Raw genomic sequence first — 21091 nt, 5'->3', positions numbered from 1 at the left:
AAAGTTTAAATCACTTACCAAGGCAAAAACGACTAAACAATTCATCTATCATGCTTTCTCGGATGGTATCGCCCGTGATGTCGCCTAGTAGTTCCCAAGCGCTACGCAGGTCGGTGGCTATAAAGTCTACTGGCATGCCCATGTCGATAGAGGAGAGGGCTTGTTCGACTTGTGCCTTCGCTTGTTCCATGAGGCTGATGTGGCGCACATTACTGATCATGGCGCTATTGTCTTGTTTTACACGACCACCATAGACGAGTTCTTGTACCCATTTAGAGAGAACTGCAGAGCCTTCGCCTTCTTTAGCACTAATGCGTTCAATAGCCGTAAAGGTTCCATATTCTTTAATATTTTCGTCTGTAACGACTTGAGCCACATCGGACTTATTGAGGAGTACGATGGTATTTAAACCGCTCACAGAGGTCAAAATTTCGATTTCTTCAGGGTTTAACGGAGTAGATCCGTCAATAACGCAGAGCACGATGTCTGCTTTATTGATATAATCGCGAGCACGCTCCACACCAAGGGCTTCAACCGTATCTTGTGTGTCCCGAATACCTGCTGTATCGATGAGGCGTAGAGAAATGCCTTCTACGGTCATATATTCTTCAATGCTGTCTCGTGTTGTACCCGGAATATCCGTTACGATAGCGCGGTTTTCGCGCAAAAGAGCGTTCATGAGGCTCGATTTACCTGCATTTGGACGGCCTACGATAACCGTTGTAATACCGTCACGAATTAGCCGGCCTGTGTTTGCTGTAGACAACAATTCATTCATAGCTTTCAAAATAGGCTGCAACTGATCGCGAACCTCTTGGCTCGTTACGTCTTCTATATCCTCCTCAGGATAGTCAATGGTTACCTCTAAATGAGCAATCATAGCGATGAGCTGTTCTCGCACATCTTTCACAAAGGATGAAACAGTCCCGTCTAGCTGAGCCACAGCGAGGGAGAGGGAGTCCTCTGTTTTTGCTTCAATAATATCAATGATCGCCTCCGCTTGGGTGAGGTCGATACGTCCGTTCATAAAGGCGCGCTTCGTAAATTCGCCGGCCTCAGCCATGCGCACATCATGATTGACGAGCAATTTCAGAATTTGTCGAACTGGCACAATGCCGCCGTGACACTGAATTTCCACTACATCCTCTGCCGTGTAGGAATGAGGACCTTTCATCAATAACACAAGAACCTCGTCGATGGTCTTGTTAGTTGCAGGGTCCACAATGGTCCCATATTGTATCGTTCTATTTTGGCGGTCCATCAAAGGAACGGTGCCAGTGCTCTTGAACAGGCTATTTACAATAGGAAAACTATCCTTGCCACTGACCCGAATAATACCAACCCCACCGATGCCGGGCGGTGTCGCAATGGCCGCTATTGTATCATCTATATACATACATATCTCCGTATTTCGATTATTATCTTTTATATGTTCTTCGCCTGTGAAAGTTAAACTAAACCAATCTTACCCGCGCGAAGATTAACTTAGGTTAGCTTTCACCATAACCTAAAGAATAAAGGGAACAGCCCTCAAGCAACCGATAATCTCAGTTACTTGAAAGCTGTACCACTATATTTTATTTTTTGTACGAAATCACAACGTGACGGAATGGTTCGTCCCCTTCACTGTTGGTAATAACGTTTTTATCCCCTTGAAGGGCGGTATGAATGATTTTACGTTCAAAAGCATTCATCGGTTCTAAGGAAACCTTTTGACGGTTGCGTTTCACCTTAGAAGCCAAACGTTTCGCGAGATTTACCAATGTTTCTTCTCGACGAGAACGATAATTTTCCACATCTACCACGATATGGCAATGGCCAGATACATCCTTGTGAGCCACGAGATTTGTTAAATATTGAATAGCATCCAATGTTTGACCATGTTTGCCGATCAAAATACCTAAATCTTCGCCGTGTACTTGGAATGTAATCTTATCTTTCGTCATCATCTTCTCGATAACGACAGTAAGGCCCATTTGTGTAAACATATCATCAAGGAATTGTTTACCCTTTTCAGCAATTTCTTGTTGATCTTCTTTTGAAAGTTCCTTTTTAGAAGGTTTTTCTTCTACAGTACCTTCAGAAGTTTCAACTGCTGTATCTTGTACTTCTGTTTCGCTTGTTGCCACTGGTTCGGAAGCAATAGCTACAGATTGTTCTTCTGCGTTAGCTACTTCTTTTGCAGTAGCAGATTGAGCTAAAGCGGTGAAGAATAAGCGAACAACTGCTGGTTTACGACCAATGCCTAAAAATCCACTAGAAGGTTGTTCTAAGACTTTAGTTTCTACCAATTCTTGGCCTTCAGCGGCTAATTGAGCTACACCTTTAGCAATGGCATCTTCAATGGTTTTAGCAGATACATCGATAAATTCCATAGTGCCTCCTATTATTTAGCTTCTAAGCCTTTGTAAATGAAATGTTGTTGTACAAATTGGAACACATTGGATACGATCCAGTAAATAACTAAGCCAGAAGGGAAGTTAAGAGAAATGTAACCAATGAATAGAGGCATAAAGATTGTCATAATCTTTTGTTGTTGTGCAGCAGCACCAGTTGCACCGCTACTAGTTTGACGAGACATAACCCATGTGGATAATGCACTCAAAACTGGCAAGATGTACATTGGATCTGGTTCGCCAAGGCTAGGAAGCCATAAGAACTGTACATAATTTTGATCGTATGGATAGCTTTGTAAAGCATAGAAGATAGCGATCAAGAATGGCATTTGCACCAATAGAGGCAAACAGCCAGCCAAAGGGTTAACGCCCATTTCTTTGTACAATGCACCCATTTCAGCTTGCAGTTTTGCAGGATCATTTTTGTATTTATCTTGCAATTCTTTCATGCGAGGCTGCAACTCTTGCATTGCTTTCATGGATTTAATTTGCTTAACAGTAAGTGGTGCCAAAATCGCTTTAATAACGATTGTTAAAAGGATAATAGCCACACCGTAGCTCGGATAGCCTACCATTTGAGTCAATTGGAACGCATAGGTTACCAATGTGCTCATCAATTCAACGATAGGGTGGAATATACTACTTAAAAATTCCATTGTTTCTCCTTTTTCTTACAGTCCGAAACCGTCCTTTGCGCATCTATATATCGTTATGGTATGGTCTAAATTTCATCCATACAGATGCTCAGGTATTTCCAAAATTGTGCTAGATGGTTATTGTAAAAGTTGCTTTCACAGACCACAAAACTAGCCTAATCTAAAATAGATTATGGCACTGGATCGTAGCCACCCTTATGGAAAGGATGGCAGCGAAGAATGCGTTTTAAACCCATCCAGCTACCTTTCAAAGGACCATATTTTTCGATGGCCTGCAGAGTATATGTGGAACATGTCGGATAATAACGGCAACATCCAGGTTTTAAGGGAGATATGGCGAGCTGATAAAACCTAATTAAAAGTCGTAAAAGCATGGTTATACAGCGTTTCATGGAAACCTCCATATACACAAAAAGGACCAAAGCCTCTAACTTGTGGTCCTATTTATCATTTTGTATCAATAATTTGCTTTTCCGCAAGAGATACAAAATCTCCTTTTCCGCTTTTTCGTAGGTAGCGTTTTTCAGAGGGCCACGTCCAACAATTACGATATGATACCCTTCGCGAATGGCGTGCTGATTGAGGCGATATACCTCTTTCATCAGGCGTCTAGCTCGGTTGCGCTCCACTGCACAACCAACCTTTTTACCTGTTACAAAACCAATGCGAGTAGGTTGCTTTGCCACGGGCATACGATACAGTACACACATGCGGCCTACTTCGTATTTACCGTGCTTATACACAAGGCGATATTCATTATTGTGCGTCAGTCGTCTTGCTTTATCAAGGCAATAATCCATATGCATTGTCCTTAAGTCCTAAGAATAGAAAAACTTGGCAGCAGCGCCAAGTTTTTTCTCCTGCCTAACAGCTATTATATTATGCAGATAAGCGTTTTCTGCCTTTTGCACGTCTTCTTTTCAAAACGAGACGGCCGCCAATAGTTTTCATGCGTTCACGGAAACCATGGGTACGTTTTCTCCAAAGAGTATTTGGTTGGTAAGTACGTTTCATTAGTAAAACACCTCCTCGTCATTTTGTATTGTTTTACTTATACCATAACAGGGTAATTATAGAGGTAAAACGTAAATTTGTCAATATAATAAAGGGGTTCTGCTGTGAGTTCTTGTATTTCTGAAAATAATTCTACTACACATTTTATCCTGTAATTGATGTTACGTTTCCAGGGGGAGGAATATAGGGCTCCTTCATCGCTCCATACTCATCGTAAAGTCGCTCAAAAGGACCCTATATTCCCTCCCTAAGGCAACCCTAATGTCACCTTCAACACCACTACACGATGTAAACGTAACATCAATTTATCAACATACAAGAACTCACAATTCAAATCTTTTTATACTTTGGCAAATTTATGTTTTGATCTCCAGTTGAAGAGAGGGGAGGAATAGATGTGGTTTTCTCCCTCCATACTCATCGTAAGTCGGTCAAAAATCCACATCTATTCCTGCTCCTAAGACTCCCTTTTAGAAAAATCACTAGTTTGTCATTTTTATCTATCATTTATTTTTGATTATCTGAAGGTTGATGTTGTTATGTTCATCAATTACTTTTCCATCTATGTGTATAATAATCATAAAAATTATCTTATTGGAGGAGGGGAAGTGAAACTACTTTTTGAGCGACTTGCGTCAGGATGGAGCGATAAAAGTAGTTTCACTTCCTATCCCAAAAGTAATAGATATACCAAGAGAAAATTAAAATATACATTATAAACAGTTTATAAAAGTTATCCACAGATTGAATGACAAATTACTTATTTTTTGGTACAATCATACTTGAAATTAGGAAAAATTATATATTTTTATAGGTTTTTGATGGATAACTTTCGAAGTTATCCACATTTTTTCTCTTTTAATTTATAAAAACTGAAAAGTCAGTAATTATCTATATAAAATAGACTTTTATTTTTACTTATTCACAGGTTATACACAAGTTATTCACAGGAATAATAGTTTTTTCCACAGCTTTTACAATGGTTATGCACATTATTCCTAAAGTTATACACATTTATCGCAATAGTTATTCACAAGAGGCACGTCATGCAATCATTTGATTTAAATAATATATGGGAGCATATATTGCAAGAGGCGAAAAAGAATATGCAGCATTTACCTGACGCATTGTATTTGCGCGTCACGTCATCGTTGATTCCCATGTCTCTCGAAAGTCATTCAATCCATATTGGGGTCATGCAAACATTTGTAAAAAACTTAATCGACCAGCAGCCGCAAATTAGCAAGGCTTTGCAGGATGCGATTACTACGGTTATCGGTTCCCATCGAGATATGGTGTTATTCGATTTCAATCAAGAAAGTGTAGATACTACCTTTGTTGATGAAAATCTCATCGATACGCCTGTTGTAGCACCGCCGATGCCTTTACCACCTATAGTAGAGGAAAAGGCTCATCAAGAGGAGTTTTACACACCAGTCTATCAAGATCCTGTCTATATCGACCGCACGCCAGCGCCTGTGGAGATTCCAGACGAACCAATGGTAGCGACACCAAAGAAACCATCAGAAACAACGCCAACATTACAGTCTGACAATGTACCTGTGGATTTATCACTATCTAATCTCAATCCGGCATACCGTTTTGATAATTATGTAACGGGCAATGCGAACCGAATACCATTTGGAGCCGCTCAAAATGTAGCTGAATTTCCAGGTGGAGACTATAATCCGCTCTTTATATATGGTCCATCGGGCCTCGGCAAAACACACTTGATGCACGCCATCGGTAATGCTATCAAGGAAAATCATCCAAATATGAAGGTCATGTCTATTACGAGCGAAAACTTTATGAATATTTTCGTTGAAACATTACAGCGCAACCAAGGTAAATTGTTCCGCAACACATTCCGCAATATCGATGTGCTCATGATTGACGATATTCAGTTCCTTGAAAGCCGTGAAAGTACGAAAACTGAACTGTTTAATACGTTTAATGAATTATTAAATAACAACAAGCAAATCGTACTTACCTCTGATACGATGCCAAACGATATGGAGCAATTCGAAGATCGTCTTCGCTCTCGTTTCCAAGCTGGCTACATTGCCACAATGGAAAATCCAGATTTAGAAACGCGCATTGCCATCTTCAGGTCACTGCTCGAACGAGAATATAAAAAGAATCGCATTATTCGCATCGATAATGATTCAATTAACTACGTAGCATTGCAATTTAGCGAAAACGTCCGCGTATTGCAAGGTGCTTTTACCAAGCTCATCGGTACAGCATCCATCGATCAACGTCTCGAATCTATCGACCTAGAATACACAAAACACGCCTTGGCGGGCCTCATTCATACCGAAGAGGTGAATATGGTTAATATTGAAAACATCCAGAATTTTGTAAGTTCTTATTTCAATATTAAAAAGCAAGACCTACTCGGCAAGAAACGAAAAGCCCAATTCGCATTTCCACGGCAAATCGCCATGTATCTATGCCGCGATATGATCAATGAAAGCTATCCTCAAATCGCAGCAGCTTTTTCTCGTGATCATACGACAATTCTCCATGCGTACGATAAAATAACGAAGGAAATTGAAAAAAACGAAGAAACTAAACGAATGGTTGCAGAAATTAAACAGAAATTAACAACCTGTGGATAACTCTGTGGATATACGGTGAATAACTTTGTGGATATCCTAAAACTCATACTTTGATGTTAATATGTGGATAAGTAGGTACAAACTATCAACATAGTTATACACAACTCATAATTCACACAGTTAGTAGCGCCAAATCACTTTTACACATATAAACAGGCCCCTACTATTACTACTACTAAAACTAACAAACAATCAAAAAACCAGTAGAAATAGATCTACAGTAGAATATCTATAGAGCATCTACGATAGTAAACATTGAATATTACAAACAAAGCAAGTAATTATTAGTGCTTTTACAATATATAAAAATCATAAAGGAGTAACATATGCATATTACATTCCCAAAAGCAAATCTCCAAAAAGCAATTAACGTATTGCAAAAGGTATCTCAAAATAAAACAAGTTCCAACTTACCAGGCGCTATTTACATGACTACAAAAAATGGTCAAGTAGAATTGCAAGGTAATGACTTTGAACTCGGCATTCGCTTAACCATCGATGGAGACATTAAAGAACCTGGTACTTTAGTGGTAGGTTCCCGATATTTCCAAGAATTAATTCGCAAATTACCTGGCGATACTATTGAACTTTACAAACCAGAAGACGGAAATTCTTTAACCATCACATCTGGATCTTCCGAATTTAATCTTGTTACATTACACCCAGATGATTTCTCCTTGGTGGAACAAATTCACGACCAAGATCATGTAAACATCGATAGCTTTGCTATGAAAGAACTCATCGATTTAACAAATTATGCAGCTGCTACTGATGAAGATCGTCCTGTATTTACCGGTGCTCTTCTTGAAATCAATGAAAATGAAGTGACTATGGTTGCTACCGATACACACCGTATGGCTGTTAAAAAAATTACCATCGATGAACCAGCAACGACTCCAATGCGCGCTATCATCCCTACAAAAACGTTGGCTGAAGTATCTCGTTTATTACCAACAGATAATCCAGCTATGATCAATATCATTTGGAATCGTACACAAATCGTATTTAATTTTGAATCTATTTATATTATTTCTCGCTTAATCGAAGGCACATATCCTGAATATGAAAAGGTAATTCCTTCTCAATTCGATTCTAGCGCTGTAATCGATCGCCGTGAATTTGCTGGTGCTGTTGATCGCGTATCTTTGTTGGCTAAAGATATCAGCTATAATGTAATTCGTTATGATTGGTCTGAAAGTAATGTCACATTGTCTACTCAAAATACTGAAATCGGTATGGCAAAAGAAGACGTAGCTGTTGAATTTAAAGGTACACCTTTCACAATCTCCTTCAACGGTCGCTACATCTCTGACATTTTGCGTCACAGCACAGGTGACAATATCCACTTGTTCTTAAAACAAAATGGTCCTGTTGTCATTCGCCAAGACAATAATCCAAACTATACATACGTAGTAACACCAGTTCGCACAAATGCTTAAAGTAGGGTGTGAGCTAACAGAGGAGCGGTAGCGACGATGGGAGACACACATCACTTTGGTCGGAGCGTGCAATTTTTCGAAGAAAAATGCCCAGCGAGCGACCTGGACTCAGTATGATATATATGCTTATGTTAATTGTCTACTTTAGGAGAACGTTATGAAAGAGCAACAGCAGGTACCCATTCATACGGAGTACATTCAAATTGATCAGTTGTTGAAGTTAGAAGGTATCATTGAAACAGGTGGTCAAATAAAATCTTTCATCGATGAAGGCATCCTTACCTTGAATGGTCAGGTTGTAACGGAAAAGCGCAAGAAATGCCGCGTTGGTGATGTGATTTCTTGTGAAGGTCTTGATGTAGACCTCGTGATTACACAAGAGGAGGCATAATCGGTGAGAATTGACTCACTGCAATTATTCCAGTTTCGAAATTATAAGGATGTACAGATACAGTTTAATCCTGAGATTATCGTTCTACATGGCACTAATGGGGCTGGTAAGACGAATATCCTCGAATCGATTTATGTTGGTACGATTGGTAAAAGCCATCGCACTAACGATACATCGGATATGCTTATGTTCAATGCTGAGGAAGCTGGCATTGTGGTAAAGTTCGAGAAAAAGGATACGCCTCAAAAGGTAAATATTAAATTATTCCGTCAAGGTCCTAAGGATATTCGATTAAACGACACAAAAATATCTCAAAAAGAACTGATTGGTACATTAAATACAGTTATCTTCTGTCCTGAAGACTTACAGCTTATCAAGGGAACTCCGTCTGGACGTAGGCGTTTTCTCGATATGGAAATATCTCAGACCAGCGCTATTTACTATCATCAATTGATGCAGTATAATCGGCTGTTACAGCAACGAAATGCAGTTCTAAAAGAATATAGAGGAAAGAATAATATTCCTCTTGAAGAATGGGATTTGCAGCTAGCAGATATGGCGAGCTTTATCGTAAAGAAACGATTAGAAAGCTTAAAAAAAATTAATTTGCTCATTGATTTGATGAATCGTAAATTGACAGGTGGCCTTGAGAATTTAACCATTGGTTATGAACAGCCGTATATGGACAATGGTGCATTGGAATATACAAAGGAAGGCTTTTACGAACGCATTAAAGCAGCGTTGCCGCAGGATCGTCATCGATTGAGTACTAGCGTTGGCCCTCATCGCGATGATTTACAATTTTTTTCCGATGCTATGGATTTAAAGAAATTTGGATCCCAAGGTCAGCAACGAACCGCTGTATTGTCCTTAAAGTTGAGTGAGCTTGAATTTATCAAGTCAGAGGTAGGAGAATATCCAGTTCTTCTCTTGGATGATGTATTGAGCGAACTTGATGAGTCGAGACGAACGAATTTATTGCAGTTTATTCATAAACGAATTCAAACATTTATTACCACTACAGATATTCACGATTTTAAAGATTTGAAATCCGTTCAATTTATTTCTTGTGAAGGGGGACAGGTTCAGTATGGACAGCCTTGATCTTTGTTTACCAAAGGCCTTAGCAGAACTGAATTTACTGGAACAATATAAATTAAATACCCTTGTTCATAAGTGGCGTGATGTAGTAGGTGATGTTATCGCGGATCATACAAAAATTGTGTCCATCAAGCCTCCAAATATGGTTATTAGTACAGATAATTCCATGTGGATGCAGGAATTACAGATGCAAAAACGACGTATTATCGAGGCTATCAATAAGTATTACCGTCAAGATGTAATCACCGATATTCGCTTCATCATGAAACGTCAGAGCTATGTGAAAGTAGAAAATAACACGTCTCTCACGATTCCTGATGAACAAATTATTACAAAACGTATTAACTTTGCAGATATCGTGCTTTCAAAAGAAGACGTAGATGCCATTGATACATCGTTGAAACAAACGGATAACGAAGCATTAAAAGCTGCTTTCCGGAAAGTACAGATTACGGCTCGTAAGAGAGAAATCTATTTAGAGCAGCATGGATACCATCGTTGTAAGCGATGTGGCATGCATATGAAATCTAAAAAGGAAATCTGTCCAACCTGTGAATATGAATTGCATCGAAAACATATTAAGGAGATTAAAGCTGTTATTCGAAAATATCCGTACTTTAAATATAGCGACTGCCAGCAATTTATACAGTGTAGTTTTCCAAACTTTGCAGAAGCGATGCGAGAATCCATATACTTTTACCTAGATAAGATTTATAAAGGATCTATCAATCGCCGTCATATGTTTATGGTGGCCATGCTCATCACCCACAAAAAGCCTGATGAGTTGACAGATCAGCACGTCATCAATTTGTGTAATAAATATCGATCAAAGTTCCTCGCTGAAGAAGAACAGCGCAAAATTGATGCTCTTAATGGGACATTAGAAAAGTAGAGGGGGCATTCTTATGTACGTTCATATTGGAGATACCATTTCCGTGCCTATAGAATCCATCATTACGATGGTGCATGCCAAGGGCGGAAAGTCCCATAAAAGTCCTATTCATCACTATGAAACGCTAGAATATATCGCCATGGTGCCAGAGGAGCAAATTAAGACATACGTGGTCACTGATGCTTGTGTGTATGGATCTGGTATCAGTATTAAGACTTTAATGAGACGGATTGATGAGTTTTATAGTATAATAAAGAGATAAAGTTTAATCCTGTACATGTTTTGTCACTTTATTTCAATCAAGTACAGTATGATAGATTGTTAGGAGGAGTTTGTTTCATGCCTGAACAAAATTATAGCGCTCAGAATATTCAGGTTCTTGAGGGTCTAGACGCAGTGCGTAAACGCCCAGGGATGTATATTGGTAGTACGTCTGCTCGTGGTTTGCATCACCTCGTATACGAAGTTGTAGATAACTCTGTAGACGAAGCGCTTGCTGGTTACGCTACACATATCGAAGTATCCATCAATCCAGATAACAGTGTTACTGTTGTCGATGATGGTCGTGGTATTCCAACAGGGATGCATGAATCTGGTATGTCTGCGGTAGAGTTAGTATTAACGAAATTGCATGCAGGTGGTAAATTCGGCGGTGGCGGTTACAAGGTATCTGGTGGTCTTCATGGCGTAGGTATTTCCGTAGTTAATGCGTTGAGTGAATGGACTAAGGTTCAAGTATCTCAAAATGGCATTGTTCAAGAGATTTCCTTTGCTCGTGGTCATAAAACTTCCGAGTTGCACGAAATCGGCAAGGCTTCAGGAACTGGTACTACAGTTATTTTCAAGCCAGATGCAGAAATCTTTGAAACTACCGTATTCAGCTTTGATACATTGAAAATGCGTTTACAAGAATTGGCATTTCTTAACAAAGGCCTTCGTATTACATTGAGCGATTTGCGCCTAGAGGAACCTCGTGTTGAAAGTTTCCACTATGAAGGTGGTTTGATTTCTTTCATTACCTTCTTGAACGAAAATAAAGAAGCAATTAATCCAACTGTTATCAACATTGAAAATACAAAAGATGACGTTGTGGTAGATGTGGCATTGCAATATAACGATAGCTATAGCGAAAACTTGTTGTCCTTTGTAAATAATATCAATACTATTGACGGTGGTACACATCTATCTGGTTTCCGTGCTGCTTTGACTCGTACCCTCAATGATTATGGCCGTAAATCTGGTTTGATCAAGGAAAATGAGTCTAATCTTTCAGGTGAAGACGTGCGTGAAGGTTTGACAGCTGTCGTATCTGTAAAAGTGTTGGAACCTCAATTTGAGGGTCAAACAAAAACTAAACTTGGCAATAGCGAAGTTAAAGGTATTACAGATGTTATCGTTACAGAAGGTCTTAAAACATTCTTTGAAGAACATCCTCAAGATGCGAAGAAAATCATCGAAAAAGCAACGATGGCAAGCCGTGCTCGTGAGGCCGCTCGTAAAGCCCGCGACTTAACACGCCGTAAAAATGCGTTGGAGGTATCTAGCCTTCCTGGTAAATTGGCGGACTGCTCCGAAAAAGATACATCTATGACTGAAATTTATTTAGTCGAAGGTGATTCTGCAGGCGGTTCTGCAAAACAAGGTCGCGATCGTCGTTACCAAGCGATTTTACCATTGCGTGGTAAAATCCTTAACGTAGAAAAAGCACGCCTCGATAAGATTTTGGCTAATAACGAAATTCGCTCCATGATTACCGCTTTTGGTACAGGTATTGGCGATGAATTCGATATTACAAAATCCCGTTATAACAAGATTATCATCATGACAGATGCGGACGTTGACGGCGCTCACATCCGTACATTGTTGTTAACATTCTTCTACCGCTATATGAAACCATTGGTAGAGGAAGGTCATATCTATATTGCTCAACCACCTTTGTATCAAATCAAGAAGGGTAAATCTCATTGGTATGTATACTCTGATGCAGAGTTGACTGCTAAACTTGATGAAGTAGGCCGCGATGGTACTACAATCCAACGTTACAAAGGTTTAGGTGAAATGAATCCTGAACAATTATGGGAAACTACGATGAACCCTGAAAATCGTACGATTCTACAAGTTAGCTTAGAAGATTCTATCGAAGCCGACAAAATCTTTACGGTCCTCATGGGTGATAAGGTAGAGCCTCGTCGTAAATTTATTGAAGATAACGCAAAATACGTGCGTAATCTAGATTTGTAAGAGGTGACCCATGTCTGAAAATCATAATAGTAACGTAGAGTTTACGTCTAACAAAGATCAACACCTAAAACGGTCCTTAAAAGCGCGTCATATGAATATGATTGCTTTAGGTGGTGCTATCGGTACAGGTTTATTCGTTGCCGGTGGTGAAGTTGTAAGTACAGCAGGCCCTGGTGGTGCTCTTGTAGCTTATGGCCTCATCGGTATCATGGTTTATTTCCTCATGACATCTCTTGGGGAAATGGCTACGTACTTGCCAATTCCAGGTTCCTTCGGGACTTATGCAAAACGCTATGTAGACCCTGCCTTTGGTTTTGCCTTAGGTTGGAATTACTGGTTTAACTGGGCTATTACCTTGGCTGCTGAAGTATTAGCAGGGGCGCTCATCATGAAATATTGGTTCCCTGATGTACCTGCCATCGTATGGTCTGCTCTGTTCTTGTTCATTTTATTCGGCTTGAACTATTTATCTACTCGTTCCTTTGGTGAAAGTGAATATGTGTTCTCTAGCATCAAGGTAATTACCGTATTCGTATTCTTATTCTGTGGCTTCATGCTTATCTTTGGTATCGGTGGCACATCTCCAGGATTTGCGAACTGGACCGTAGGAGAAGCTCCATTTGTAGGTGGCTGGGAATCTATTCTGGCTATCTTTATGGTAGCAGGTTTTTCCTTCCAAGGGACTGAGCTAATCGGTGTAGCCGCTGGTGAAGCGGAAGACCCTGAAAAGAATGTGCCAAAAGCGATTAATACAATCTTCTGGCGTATTCTATTATTCTATATCGGTGCTTTCACGGTTATCGGTTTCTTGATTCCGTACACAGATCCAAATCTGTTGAACTCTAGTGTAGAGAACGTATCTATTTCTCCATTTACACTCGTATTTGACCGCTTTGGTTTTGCCTTTGCTGCTAGCTTTATCAATGCTATCATCTTAACGGCTGTATTGAGTGCTGGTAACTCTGGTCTGTACTCTTCTACGCGTATGCTGTACGCACTCGCTAAGGAAGGTCAAGCACCTCAAATTTTTGCTAAGTTAAATAAACGTGGTGTTCCAGTACCTGCGTTAATCTTAACGACAGCAATCGGTTTATTTGCATTCCTTACAAGCTTTATCGGTGAAGGTACAGCTTATACATGGATTGTTAATATTTCTGGTTTATGCGGTTTCATCGCATGGGTTGGTATCGCAGTATCTCACTATCGTTTCCGTCGTGCTTTTATTGCACAAGGCAGAGATCTTAGTGAATTGCCATACAAAGCGTGGTTATTCCCAGTTGGCCCAATCTTGGCGTTCATTCTTTGCGTCATTATCATCTGTGGTCAAAACTACTCCGCTTTCACAGGTGATACCATCGACTGGTACGGCGTATCCGTTGCCTACATTGGCTTACCAATCTTCTTCGCAGTGTACCTTGGTTACAAATACATCAACAAAACTAAAGTTGTGCCGTTGAAAGAAGTTAACCTTGATCGTGACTTCGATAGATAACATAAAATTAGACCTGTTCATTATGAAAGTAGTGAACAGGTCTTTTTTTGATGTATAATATGTAAATTTTTGATATATAGTATGTAATTTTTGGAGATACAATATGTAATTGTTTTATGTGAAAGCTATATTTATATTTGTTTTTCTCTAAAAGTCTTGTTATAATAAATCAAAATATATTGTAGTCAATTAGAAAGGATACAATTATGATTATTACTACAACTATGCATATTGAAAACAAACCTGTACAAGAGTACAAAGGTATTGTATTTGGTGAAGTCGTAGAAGGCCGTAACTTTGTGAAAGATTTCATGTCTGGCATTCGCGATATCGTTGGTGGTCGTAGTGGCAGCTATGAAGATTCTTTGATGAATGCGCGCAAAGCAGCTCTCGACGAAATGTCTCAACGAGCTTCTAAATTGGGTGCTAATGCTATTATTGGCGTATCCTTCCAATACAGCACAGTAGGTGCACAAAATGGCATGCTTATGATTACATGCAATGGTACAGCCGTTGTAGTTTAATAATAAATAATATAAGTCCCCTAATCGATGTTTAAGTGTAAACTTTCACAACGATTAGGGGATTTTTACTAAGGAAATGAAGTTACTAGCTAATGCTAGATTTTATGATGTTACGTAAATATTAGATATTTCGTTAGAAAAATATTAGACATTCTATTAGATTAATATTATATATTTTATTAGCTAAATATTAGTTATTTTACCTTATACCAGCTTGCATACATGACTGGTAATACGATGAGTGTTAGAACCGTTGCCACTAGTAAGCCGCCGCTGAAGGCGATGGCCAATGGGCTCCAGAATACAGATCCCATGAGAGGAATCATGCCTAAAATCGCTGCGATAGCGGTGAGCATGATAGGACGGAAACGAAGTGTAGCGGAGTTGATAATCGCTTCACGAGGTTCTTGGCCTTCTGCCTTGTGGATTTCGATTTGGTCTAATAAGATAATGGAGTTACGGATGATCATACCCGAGAGGGCGATAATCCCTAGAATAGCCATAAAGCCTAATGGCGTTCTCGTAATATTGAGTGCTAATACAACACCGATTAGCCCCAATGGAGCAGTGAGTAGAGCCATTATCATGAGGGCGATACGCTTTAATTGGAACATGAGGATTGTCATGATTACAAAGAGCATAATCGGCATTGGTGTTAATAGCTTTTGAACGGCTGTTTCGCTCTTTTCAGCGGCGCCGTCTAGGTCAATAGAATAGCCTATAGGCAAGGAATCGCGAATGTCTTGTAAGGATTTGTAAACCTCTTTCGTTTTCGCATTACCCAATACACCTGCTTTTACATTGGCATGCACACTAATGGTTGGCATCATATTGCGATGCCAGATAATACCATCCTCTTGTGTCATGGTAATGGTTGCAATTTGGCTAAGTGGTACATAGGAGCCATTTCCTGTTTGAATTGGCAAGGATGAAAGAGCACTTAAGTTATGTTGCTCGTTGTCACCTAAACGGAAGGTAACAGGAATGGTTTGGTTTCCCTCGTAGTATTCACCAGATTTAGTACCAGACAATAGACTTTGCAAGTGCAAGGATACGGCATAGCTATCGATATCGAGTAAGCGAGCTTTGTTAGGATCGATATGAACATTGGCTACTGGTTCAGTATCTGGCCAGTCAAAGGCTATGTTATGCAAATCCTTATCGCCTTGCATCTTGTCTTTTACCTTGTTGGCAATTTCTTTTACCACCTTTTGATCAGGTCCAGATACGCGGAGCATCACTGGATATTTAGATGGTGGGCCAATTTGTACAAATTGAGTATTTACAAGGGCTGAAGGGAATTCTTCATTTAAGTATGGCGTCAATTCTGCATATAATTTATCGCGATCCTCTAAGGATTTAGTAACGATAACGTACTGCAAGAAATTGTTCCGTTGCAATTCCGGTTCCAAGGTGAGGACGAAACGTGGAGAACCTTGTCCGATGTAAGATGTAAAGGTTGAAATATGTTCGTTACCTTGTAAATGTTTGTCGATGATCTTCGCTTGATTTGCGGTGTACTCGATGGATGAACTTTGAGGGAATTGCATAGATACGATGATTTCATTACGCGTTGATGATGGGAAAAATTCCTGTTTAATCAATGGTAGTGAAAGTAGGGATAACACAAAGGCACCTAAGGTGATGAGTAATACGACCTTATGATGGCCTAAGGCCCAATGTAACAGTTTTTCAAACTTATCATAGAATGTAACACTGAGCTTGTGCATGATACGGTTTCGTTTGGTCCATTCTGATTCAGGTTTTGGAGCCTTATTTTCGATGATTTTATAACCTAGAACAGGGCTGACGAGAACAGAGGCGAACCAAGATAGGATGAGCGCCATAAATACAACGATGGATAGAGATTTTGTAAACTCTGCAACCATGCCTTGTGCTAATGCTAATGGTAAGAAGCCAGCGCAGGTAATGAGCGTACCCGATAGCATAGGGAATGCTGTAGATTGATAAGCAAAGGTTGCAGATCTAAAGTGTCCCCAACCTTCTTCGAGCTTAACGCTCATCATTTCTACAACGATGATGGCATCGTCTACGAGGAGGCCTAGAGCCAGTATTAATGCACCTAGACTAACCTTGTGCAGATAAATGCCACTTTCATACATCAAAATGAATGTGGTAGACACAACGACTGGAATAGTGAGGGCTACTACAACACCGGTTCGCAAGCCAAGGGATGCAAAGCTTACGAGCAATACGATGGCGATGGCTTCAAATAAGGATTGAGAGAAGTCCCCAATAGATTCCTTAACAATATGTGGCTGGTTAGATACTTGATCGAGTTCAAGTCCTGCAGGGATGGTTTTCTTCAATTCTGCTAGCTTTTTATCGATAGCTTCGCCGAATTCGATATTATTGCCCCCTGCATCCATGGAGATAGCGATGCCAATGGCTGGCTTACCTTTGTAATAGAACTGTGGATCGCTAGGGTCTTGGTAGGTCATGGTTACATCAGCCATGTCACCGAGGCGCAAGGTTTGATTATTGATGCGGATCGGCATATCTCGCACCGCTTGAGGACTATCGAATAGGCCATTGACGCGGAGATATACATTGTTTGTATCCGTTGTAATCACACCAGCTGGAACCATCATACTTTGCTGTTTAAGCGCTGTTAACAGCTGTTGTGTACTGACTTTATAGGATGCGAGTTTATCCTTGTTTATGGTTACATTGAGGGTTTGTTGTTGCACCCCAATGAGGCTGATTTTCTTAACATTAGGAACAGATAAAAGCTGACGTTTTAAGTCTTCTGCTTGTTGTCGTTTTTCTTCGTACGAATACTCATCACCACTGATGGCATAGATAATGCCATATACATCGTCGAACCTGTCGTTAATGGTCGGTCCTTGAACGCCTGCAGGCAATGATTTCCATTCGTCGTTGATCATATTCCGCGCTTCTTCCCAAGCGGGACGAATTTTATCGGATGGCAAATCCTCTCTTAAATTGATATAAATAACGGATTTGCTGCCATCTGTGAAAGATTTTGTATAATCTACACCAGGAAGGTCGCGTAGTTTTTCTTCGAGTTTGTCCGTTACCTGATCCGACATTTCTTGTGGAGAAGCCCCCGGCCAAGCAACACCGACCACCATGGTGCGCATCGTAAAATCAGGATCTTCCATGCGTCCCATATGGGTGAATGAGAAGATACCGAAGGTGAGGAGCACAGCCATGAAGTAGTAGATAATGGACTTGTGTTTAAGAGCCCATTCGGCTAAGTTAAATTGTTTCATTGACTAACCGCCGTCCCTTCTTGTAATTGTTGGGTACCTGCGGTGATGACAATGTCACCTTTAGCTAAACCAGATGTGACGATGACGGAGTTCTTACCGAACTCACCAGTCTTGATAGGCACAAGATGAGCCTTCTTATCGCGGATGATATAGACCGCATTATTGCCGTTAGAGTCTTTTACAAGAGCCGTTAACGGAATAGAAATATTGGTACTATCTGTGGTAGATAGATTAGCATTGACTGTCATGCCTAGTTGTACCTCTTTAGGCGCATTTTGTAAGGTAATTTTTACGGTATACGTTCTGGCTACAGGGTCAGGAACTGGTGAAATTTCACGTACTACACCTTGCACGGTTACATTAGGTAGAGCCCAGAAGGTAATAGTAGCAGGGCTCCCTACATGAATTTTACTCAATTCTTGTTCAGGAAGGGCAATAATTGCTTCTGGGTCGTGACCGGCCGCTAAGGTACCAACGCTTTGACCGGCTGCTACGACTTGTCCTGCTTCAATATTGAAAGCTGTAATAATACCTGTATCAGGGGCCGTCAAATTAGTATAGCTATTTTGATTGCTGCTCAAATTAAGGCTTGCCTGTGCTTGTTGTAATTGAGCAGATGTGGCATTCAATTGGTTTTCAGCCTGGTCTAATTGCAATTTACTAATCGCTTGTTGTGCATAGAGTTCGCGGTATCGTTTAGCATTGGTTTCTGCCAATTTGTAGGCCGATTGAGCAGCTTTTACAGCACCTTCAGCATTTTGCAACTGAGCTGATGTATCTGAACCATTGATTTGAGCAATGACTTGGCCTGCTTGCACTACATCACCAACATTTACAAATTTATTGATGATACGCCCTCCAATTTGAAAGGCTAAATTTGTTTCTGTTTTATTATGAATGGTGCCTGCATAGCCAGCATCAGTAGTTCCAGACTCTTCACCTATAGTGATGGTGCGCACCTTGAGACTTGTATCTTCAGGGGGCTTTTCTGATCCACAACCACTTATGATGGCGGTCCCTATTAATAGGGCGCCTATGGTTGCTATGATTCGTTGATTCATAGAATCTCTCCTTTGACTACCGCATATAAGCCCTATGACACAGAACTACAAATAGGTAGTAATCATAGGACTCTATATGTATATTAGAAAACTCTAATTTCTAATTATATATTTTATAGAAAAAACTAATTATATATTTTATACAATTTAATAATACTATATTTATATTGAAAGTTCTAGCCTTTATGCAGAAAATAAAAGAATTATATAATTAATTTATATAATTGATGATATATTTTAACGATAATTTTTAAAAGTAATCTATATTTTGCCAGTATATGTATTACTTATTTTATGAATACAAAAATGTAGCAAAAAAAGTGAGTCCTCTATTGATTGAGCTGTACCCAAAAATATGTCCAATTTTTGGGGTACAGTTCATAGTAAGAGAACTCACTTCTTTAGATTTTGTCTATTTATTTTTGAACTTTATTTTTCTTCTTCTTGTTCTACAATAGGTTCTTCATAGGTTACAAGGATTTTATCGATACGAGTATGATCCATATCGATGACTTCAAAGGTATAGCCGTTCCATTTTGCCTTGTCGAGTTCCTTTGGAATACGACCGAAGAGGACGTTTAAAAGACCGCCCATAGTTTTGTACAAGTCGTCTTCTTCGCCTGGCAATTCTTGATCGATGTGGAAGAATTCTTTAAATTCATCTACGTTAAGAAGGCCATCTACGAGCCATGCACCATCGCGTTCGATGATCTTGTTTTCTTCTTCCTTGATTTCTTCCTCACCAGAAGGCATAAGGCCTACGATTTCTTCCATGATGTCATGCAAGGTGACAAGGCCAGTAAAACCACCATATTCGTCGAGGATAATTGCTTCGTGAACGCCTTCTGTACGTAGAACGTTCAATAATTTCATGAGTGAAATGGATTCAGGAACGAGAACCGGTTCTTTCAAACAAGCTTTGATGATATCGTGAATGGAACTTTCACTAGGACGTTGCATAATTTGAACTAATACATCGGATACGGTAACGAGACCTTTTAATTCATCTAAGGAATCGGTACCTACAGGAATGCGGTAATGGTTGGCATTCTTGAGGACCTCCATGATTTCGTCTTCCGTGCCGTTAAGATCAATCCATTTGAGCTGTGTACGAGGAGTCATTATATCACCTGCGTTCATATCTGCAAGATGGAAGATATTTTCTACGAGGATAGGTTCTTCCTCTTCGTAAGCACCCATAGCAACGCCTTCGGTAAGCATTTTATTAATTTCAGATTCTGTAACAGGTGCTTCTTCTTTTACAGTAACGCCTAGCATTTTTAAGAGGAATTCTGTGGAAACGCCGAGGAAGCTAACGATTGGTTTCAACGCCACAGATAGCCAGTAAATTGGTTTTGCTACTACAACGGCAATGCTTTCAGGGCTATTTAAGGCCAAGCGTTTAGGCACAAGTTCGCCGATAACGAGGGATAAATAGGTAATGATAGCAACGATAATGAAGGAGCTCACAGAGGCTGCGTATGGTTCGATGCTTGGAATATTTGATACTAAAATTTCTTCTAATGGACTAGAGAAGGTGGCACCAGAATACAAACCAGTTAAAATACCTACGAGGGTGATGCCGATTTGAATGGTAGAGAACATTTCATTTGGGTTCTCTGATAATTCAAAGGCTGTTTTCGCGCGTTCATTGCCTGATTCTGCTAACTCTTCAAGTTTACGTTTTTTCGCATTTACAATGGCTAACTCCGTCATGGAGAATAAACCATTTGCAATGATTAATACGATGATAATGATAAAATCTAAGGTCAGATCACTGTCCATGTAAGTAGATACTCCTTTTTAATGACATATAATTCTGCACATGAGAATAATAGAAATATTACTCCTAGTATACCATATCGACATTAATAAGTGTTTCATATAACAAAAGCACCCGATGTGGATGCTTTTGTTATATACTATAGGTGTTACTGGACTAGTAAATAGTACCCTAATAAGGGTATAGTATGTATAGAAATTAAGATTAATATCAGTATTAGGTC

General features: G+C 39.7%; 18 protein-coding genes. 9 read left to right on the top strand and 9 right to left on the bottom strand.

Translation table 11 applies throughout. The features are described from left to right. Positions 1-10 precede the first annotated feature (10 nt). From mnmE to rpmH, 6 genes are all read right to left on the bottom strand, one after another. Entirely contained in the window at positions 11-1396 is a 1386-nt protein-coding gene (gene mnmE, locus NE668_RS08310) for a tRNA uridine-5-carboxymethylaminomethyl(34) synthesis GTPase MnmE (RefSeq protein ID WP_227037189.1), read from the bottom strand. A 181-nt stretch (positions 1397-1577) separates the two neighbouring features. Next, positions 1578-2375 (bottom strand): RNA-binding cell elongation regulator Jag/EloR, encoded by a 798-nt coding sequence (jag, locus tag NE668_RS08305; RefSeq protein ID WP_227037188.1) that lies wholly within the window; start codon positions 2373-2375, stop codon positions 1578-1580. 11 nt (positions 2376-2386) lie between these two features. Next, entirely contained in the window at positions 2387-3052 is a 666-nt protein-coding gene (locus tag NE668_RS08300; RefSeq protein WP_227037187.1) for a YidC/Oxa1 family membrane protein insertase, read from the bottom strand. Positions 3053-3222: 170 nt separating this feature from the next. Next, on the bottom strand, positions 3223-3444 hold the full coding sequence (gene yidD, locus NE668_RS08295; protein ID WP_012865047.1) for a membrane protein insertion efficiency factor YidD: 222 nt from the start codon (positions 3442-3444) through the stop codon (positions 3223-3225). Between the two features lie 48 nt (positions 3445-3492). After that, positions 3493-3852, bottom strand: a complete 360-nt coding sequence (rnpA, locus tag NE668_RS08290; protein WP_004692947.1) for a ribonuclease P protein component — start codon at positions 3850-3852, stop codon at positions 3493-3495. A gap of 79 nt (positions 3853-3931) precedes the next feature. Further along, positions 3932-4066, bottom strand: a complete 135-nt coding sequence (gene rpmH, locus NE668_RS08285) for a 50S ribosomal protein L34 (RefSeq protein WP_004692946.1) — start codon at positions 4064-4066, stop codon at positions 3932-3934. A gap of 1046 nt (positions 4067-5112) precedes the next feature. Here rpmH and dnaA point away from each other — a divergent pair. The 9 genes from dnaA (at position 5113) to NE668_RS08240 (ending at position 14767) form a co-directional block, all read left to right on the top strand. Beyond that, complete coding sequence (gene dnaA / locus NE668_RS08280) at positions 5113-6687, top strand: chromosomal replication initiator protein DnaA (protein ID WP_227037186.1); 1575 nt, start codon at positions 5113-5115, stop codon at positions 6685-6687. 326 nt (positions 6688-7013) lie between these two features. Continuing rightward, a complete protein-coding gene (gene dnaN / locus NE668_RS08275) occupies positions 7014-8126 on the top strand; it encodes a DNA polymerase III subunit beta (RefSeq protein WP_024061177.1) in 1113 nt (370 codons plus the stop codon). 157 nt (positions 8127-8283) lie between these two features. Further along, positions 8284-8517: an RNA-binding S4 domain-containing protein gene (locus NE668_RS08270; protein ID WP_004692943.1), complete on the top strand. Its 234-nt coding sequence runs from the start codon at positions 8284-8286 to the stop codon at positions 8515-8517. A gap of 3 nt (positions 8518-8520) precedes the next feature. Continuing rightward, positions 8521-9621 (top strand): DNA replication/repair protein RecF, encoded by a 1101-nt coding sequence (recF, locus tag NE668_RS08265; RefSeq protein ID WP_227037185.1) that lies wholly within the window; start codon positions 8521-8523, stop codon positions 9619-9621. Beyond that, positions 9608-10510: a DciA family protein gene (locus NE668_RS08260; RefSeq protein WP_155085727.1), complete on the top strand. Its 903-nt coding sequence runs from the start codon at positions 9608-9610 to the stop codon at positions 10508-10510. The genes recF and NE668_RS08260 overlap by 14 nt, the downstream gene beginning before the upstream one ends. A 13-nt stretch (positions 10511-10523) precedes the next feature. After that, positions 10524-10772 (top strand): hypothetical protein, encoded by a 249-nt coding sequence (locus NE668_RS08255; RefSeq protein ID WP_058948347.1) that lies wholly within the window; start codon positions 10524-10526, stop codon positions 10770-10772. 77 nt (positions 10773-10849) lie between these two features. Next, complete coding sequence (gene gyrB / locus NE668_RS08250) at positions 10850-12751, top strand: DNA topoisomerase (ATP-hydrolyzing) subunit B (protein WP_227037184.1); 1902 nt, start codon at positions 10850-10852, stop codon at positions 12749-12751. A 10-nt stretch (positions 12752-12761) separates the two neighbouring features. Then, positions 12762-14243 carry an amino acid permease gene (locus NE668_RS08245; RefSeq protein ID WP_008601859.1) on the top strand — a complete coding sequence of 494 codons (1482 nt, stop codon included), beginning with the start codon at positions 12762-12764 and terminating at the stop codon, positions 14241-14243. Positions 14244-14449: 206 nt separating this feature from the next. Further along, positions 14450-14767: a YbjQ family protein gene (locus NE668_RS08240; protein ID WP_004692937.1), complete on the top strand. Its 318-nt coding sequence runs from the start codon at positions 14450-14452 to the stop codon at positions 14765-14767. A 194-nt stretch (positions 14768-14961) separates the two neighbouring features. Here the strand turns inward: NE668_RS08240 and NE668_RS08235 are convergent, their stop codons facing one another. The 3 genes from NE668_RS08235 to NE668_RS08225 form a co-directional block, all read right to left on the bottom strand. Then, positions 14962-18024: an efflux RND transporter permease subunit gene (locus NE668_RS08235; protein ID WP_227037183.1), complete on the bottom strand. Its 3063-nt coding sequence runs from the start codon at positions 18022-18024 to the stop codon at positions 14962-14964. Continuing rightward, positions 18021-19085 (bottom strand): efflux RND transporter periplasmic adaptor subunit, encoded by a 1065-nt coding sequence (locus NE668_RS08230; RefSeq protein ID WP_227037182.1) that lies wholly within the window; start codon positions 19083-19085, stop codon positions 18021-18023. The genes NE668_RS08235 and NE668_RS08230 overlap by 4 nt, the downstream gene beginning before the upstream one ends. Positions 19086-19514: 429 nt before the next feature. Continuing rightward, on the bottom strand, positions 19515-20870 hold the full coding sequence (locus NE668_RS08225) for a hemolysin family protein (RefSeq protein WP_004692934.1): 1356 nt from the start codon (positions 20868-20870) through the stop codon (positions 19515-19517). Positions 20871-21091 lie beyond the last annotated feature (221 nt).

This window comes from Veillonella parvula, from assembly GCF_024461875.1.
In the GTDB taxonomy this organism is placed as follows: domain Bacteria; phylum Bacillota; class Negativicutes; order Veillonellales; family Veillonellaceae; genus Veillonella; species Veillonella parvula_I.
Note: the sequence above shows the minus strand (reverse complement) of the source record. Positions and strands in the feature narration are given on the sequence as shown.

What these genes read in the sequence shown, in the direction of transcription:
- NE668_RS08225 (WP_004692934.1), bottom strand. Translation starts at nt 20,870, where the DNA reads ATGGACAGTGATCTGACCTTAGATTTTATCATTATCATCGTATTAATC.
- rnpA (WP_004692947.1), bottom strand. Translation starts at nt 3,852, where the DNA reads ATGGATTATTGCCTTGATAAAGCAAGACGACTGACGCACAATAATGAA.
- yidD (WP_012865047.1), bottom strand. Translation starts at nt 3,444, where the DNA reads ATGAAACGCTGTATAACCATGCTTTTACGACTTTTAATTAGGTTTTAT.
- mnmE (WP_227037189.1), bottom strand. Translation starts at nt 1,396, where the DNA reads ATGTATATAGATGATACAATAGCGGCCATTGCGACACCGCCCGGCATC.
- NE668_RS08235 (WP_227037183.1), bottom strand. Translation starts at nt 18,024, where the DNA reads ATGAAACAATTTAACTTAGCCGAATGGGCTCTTAAACACAAGTCCATT.
- NE668_RS08270 (WP_004692943.1), top strand. Translation starts at nt 8,284, where the DNA reads ATGAAAGAGCAACAGCAGGTACCCATTCATACGGAGTACATTCAAATT.
- NE668_RS08245 (WP_008601859.1), top strand. Translation starts at nt 12,762, where the DNA reads ATGTCTGAAAATCATAATAGTAACGTAGAGTTTACGTCTAACAAAGAT.
- NE668_RS08260 (WP_155085727.1), top strand. Translation starts at nt 9,608, where the DNA reads ATGGACAGCCTTGATCTTTGTTTACCAAAGGCCTTAGCAGAACTGAAT.
- NE668_RS08240 (WP_004692937.1), top strand. Translation starts at nt 14,450, where the DNA reads ATGATTATTACTACAACTATGCATATTGAAAACAAACCTGTACAAGAG.
- NE668_RS08230 (WP_227037182.1), bottom strand. Translation starts at nt 19,085, where the DNA reads ATGAATCAACGAATCATAGCAACCATAGGCGCCCTATTAATAGGGACC.
- rpmH (WP_004692946.1), bottom strand. Translation starts at nt 4,066, where the DNA reads ATGAAACGTACTTACCAACCAAATACTCTTTGGAGAAAACGTACCCAT.
- dnaA (WP_227037186.1), top strand. Translation starts at nt 5,113, where the DNA reads ATGCAATCATTTGATTTAAATAATATATGGGAGCATATATTGCAAGAG.
- gyrB (WP_227037184.1), top strand. Translation starts at nt 10,850, where the DNA reads ATGCCTGAACAAAATTATAGCGCTCAGAATATTCAGGTTCTTGAGGGT.
- dnaN (WP_024061177.1), top strand. Translation starts at nt 7,014, where the DNA reads ATGCATATTACATTCCCAAAAGCAAATCTCCAAAAAGCAATTAACGTA.
- NE668_RS08300 (WP_227037187.1), bottom strand. Translation starts at nt 3,052, where the DNA reads ATGGAATTTTTAAGTAGTATATTCCACCCTATCGTTGAATTGATGAGC.
- NE668_RS08255 (WP_058948347.1), top strand. Translation starts at nt 10,524, where the DNA reads ATGTACGTTCATATTGGAGATACCATTTCCGTGCCTATAGAATCCATC.
- jag (WP_227037188.1), bottom strand. Translation starts at nt 2,375, where the DNA reads ATGGAATTTATCGATGTATCTGCTAAAACCATTGAAGATGCCATTGCT.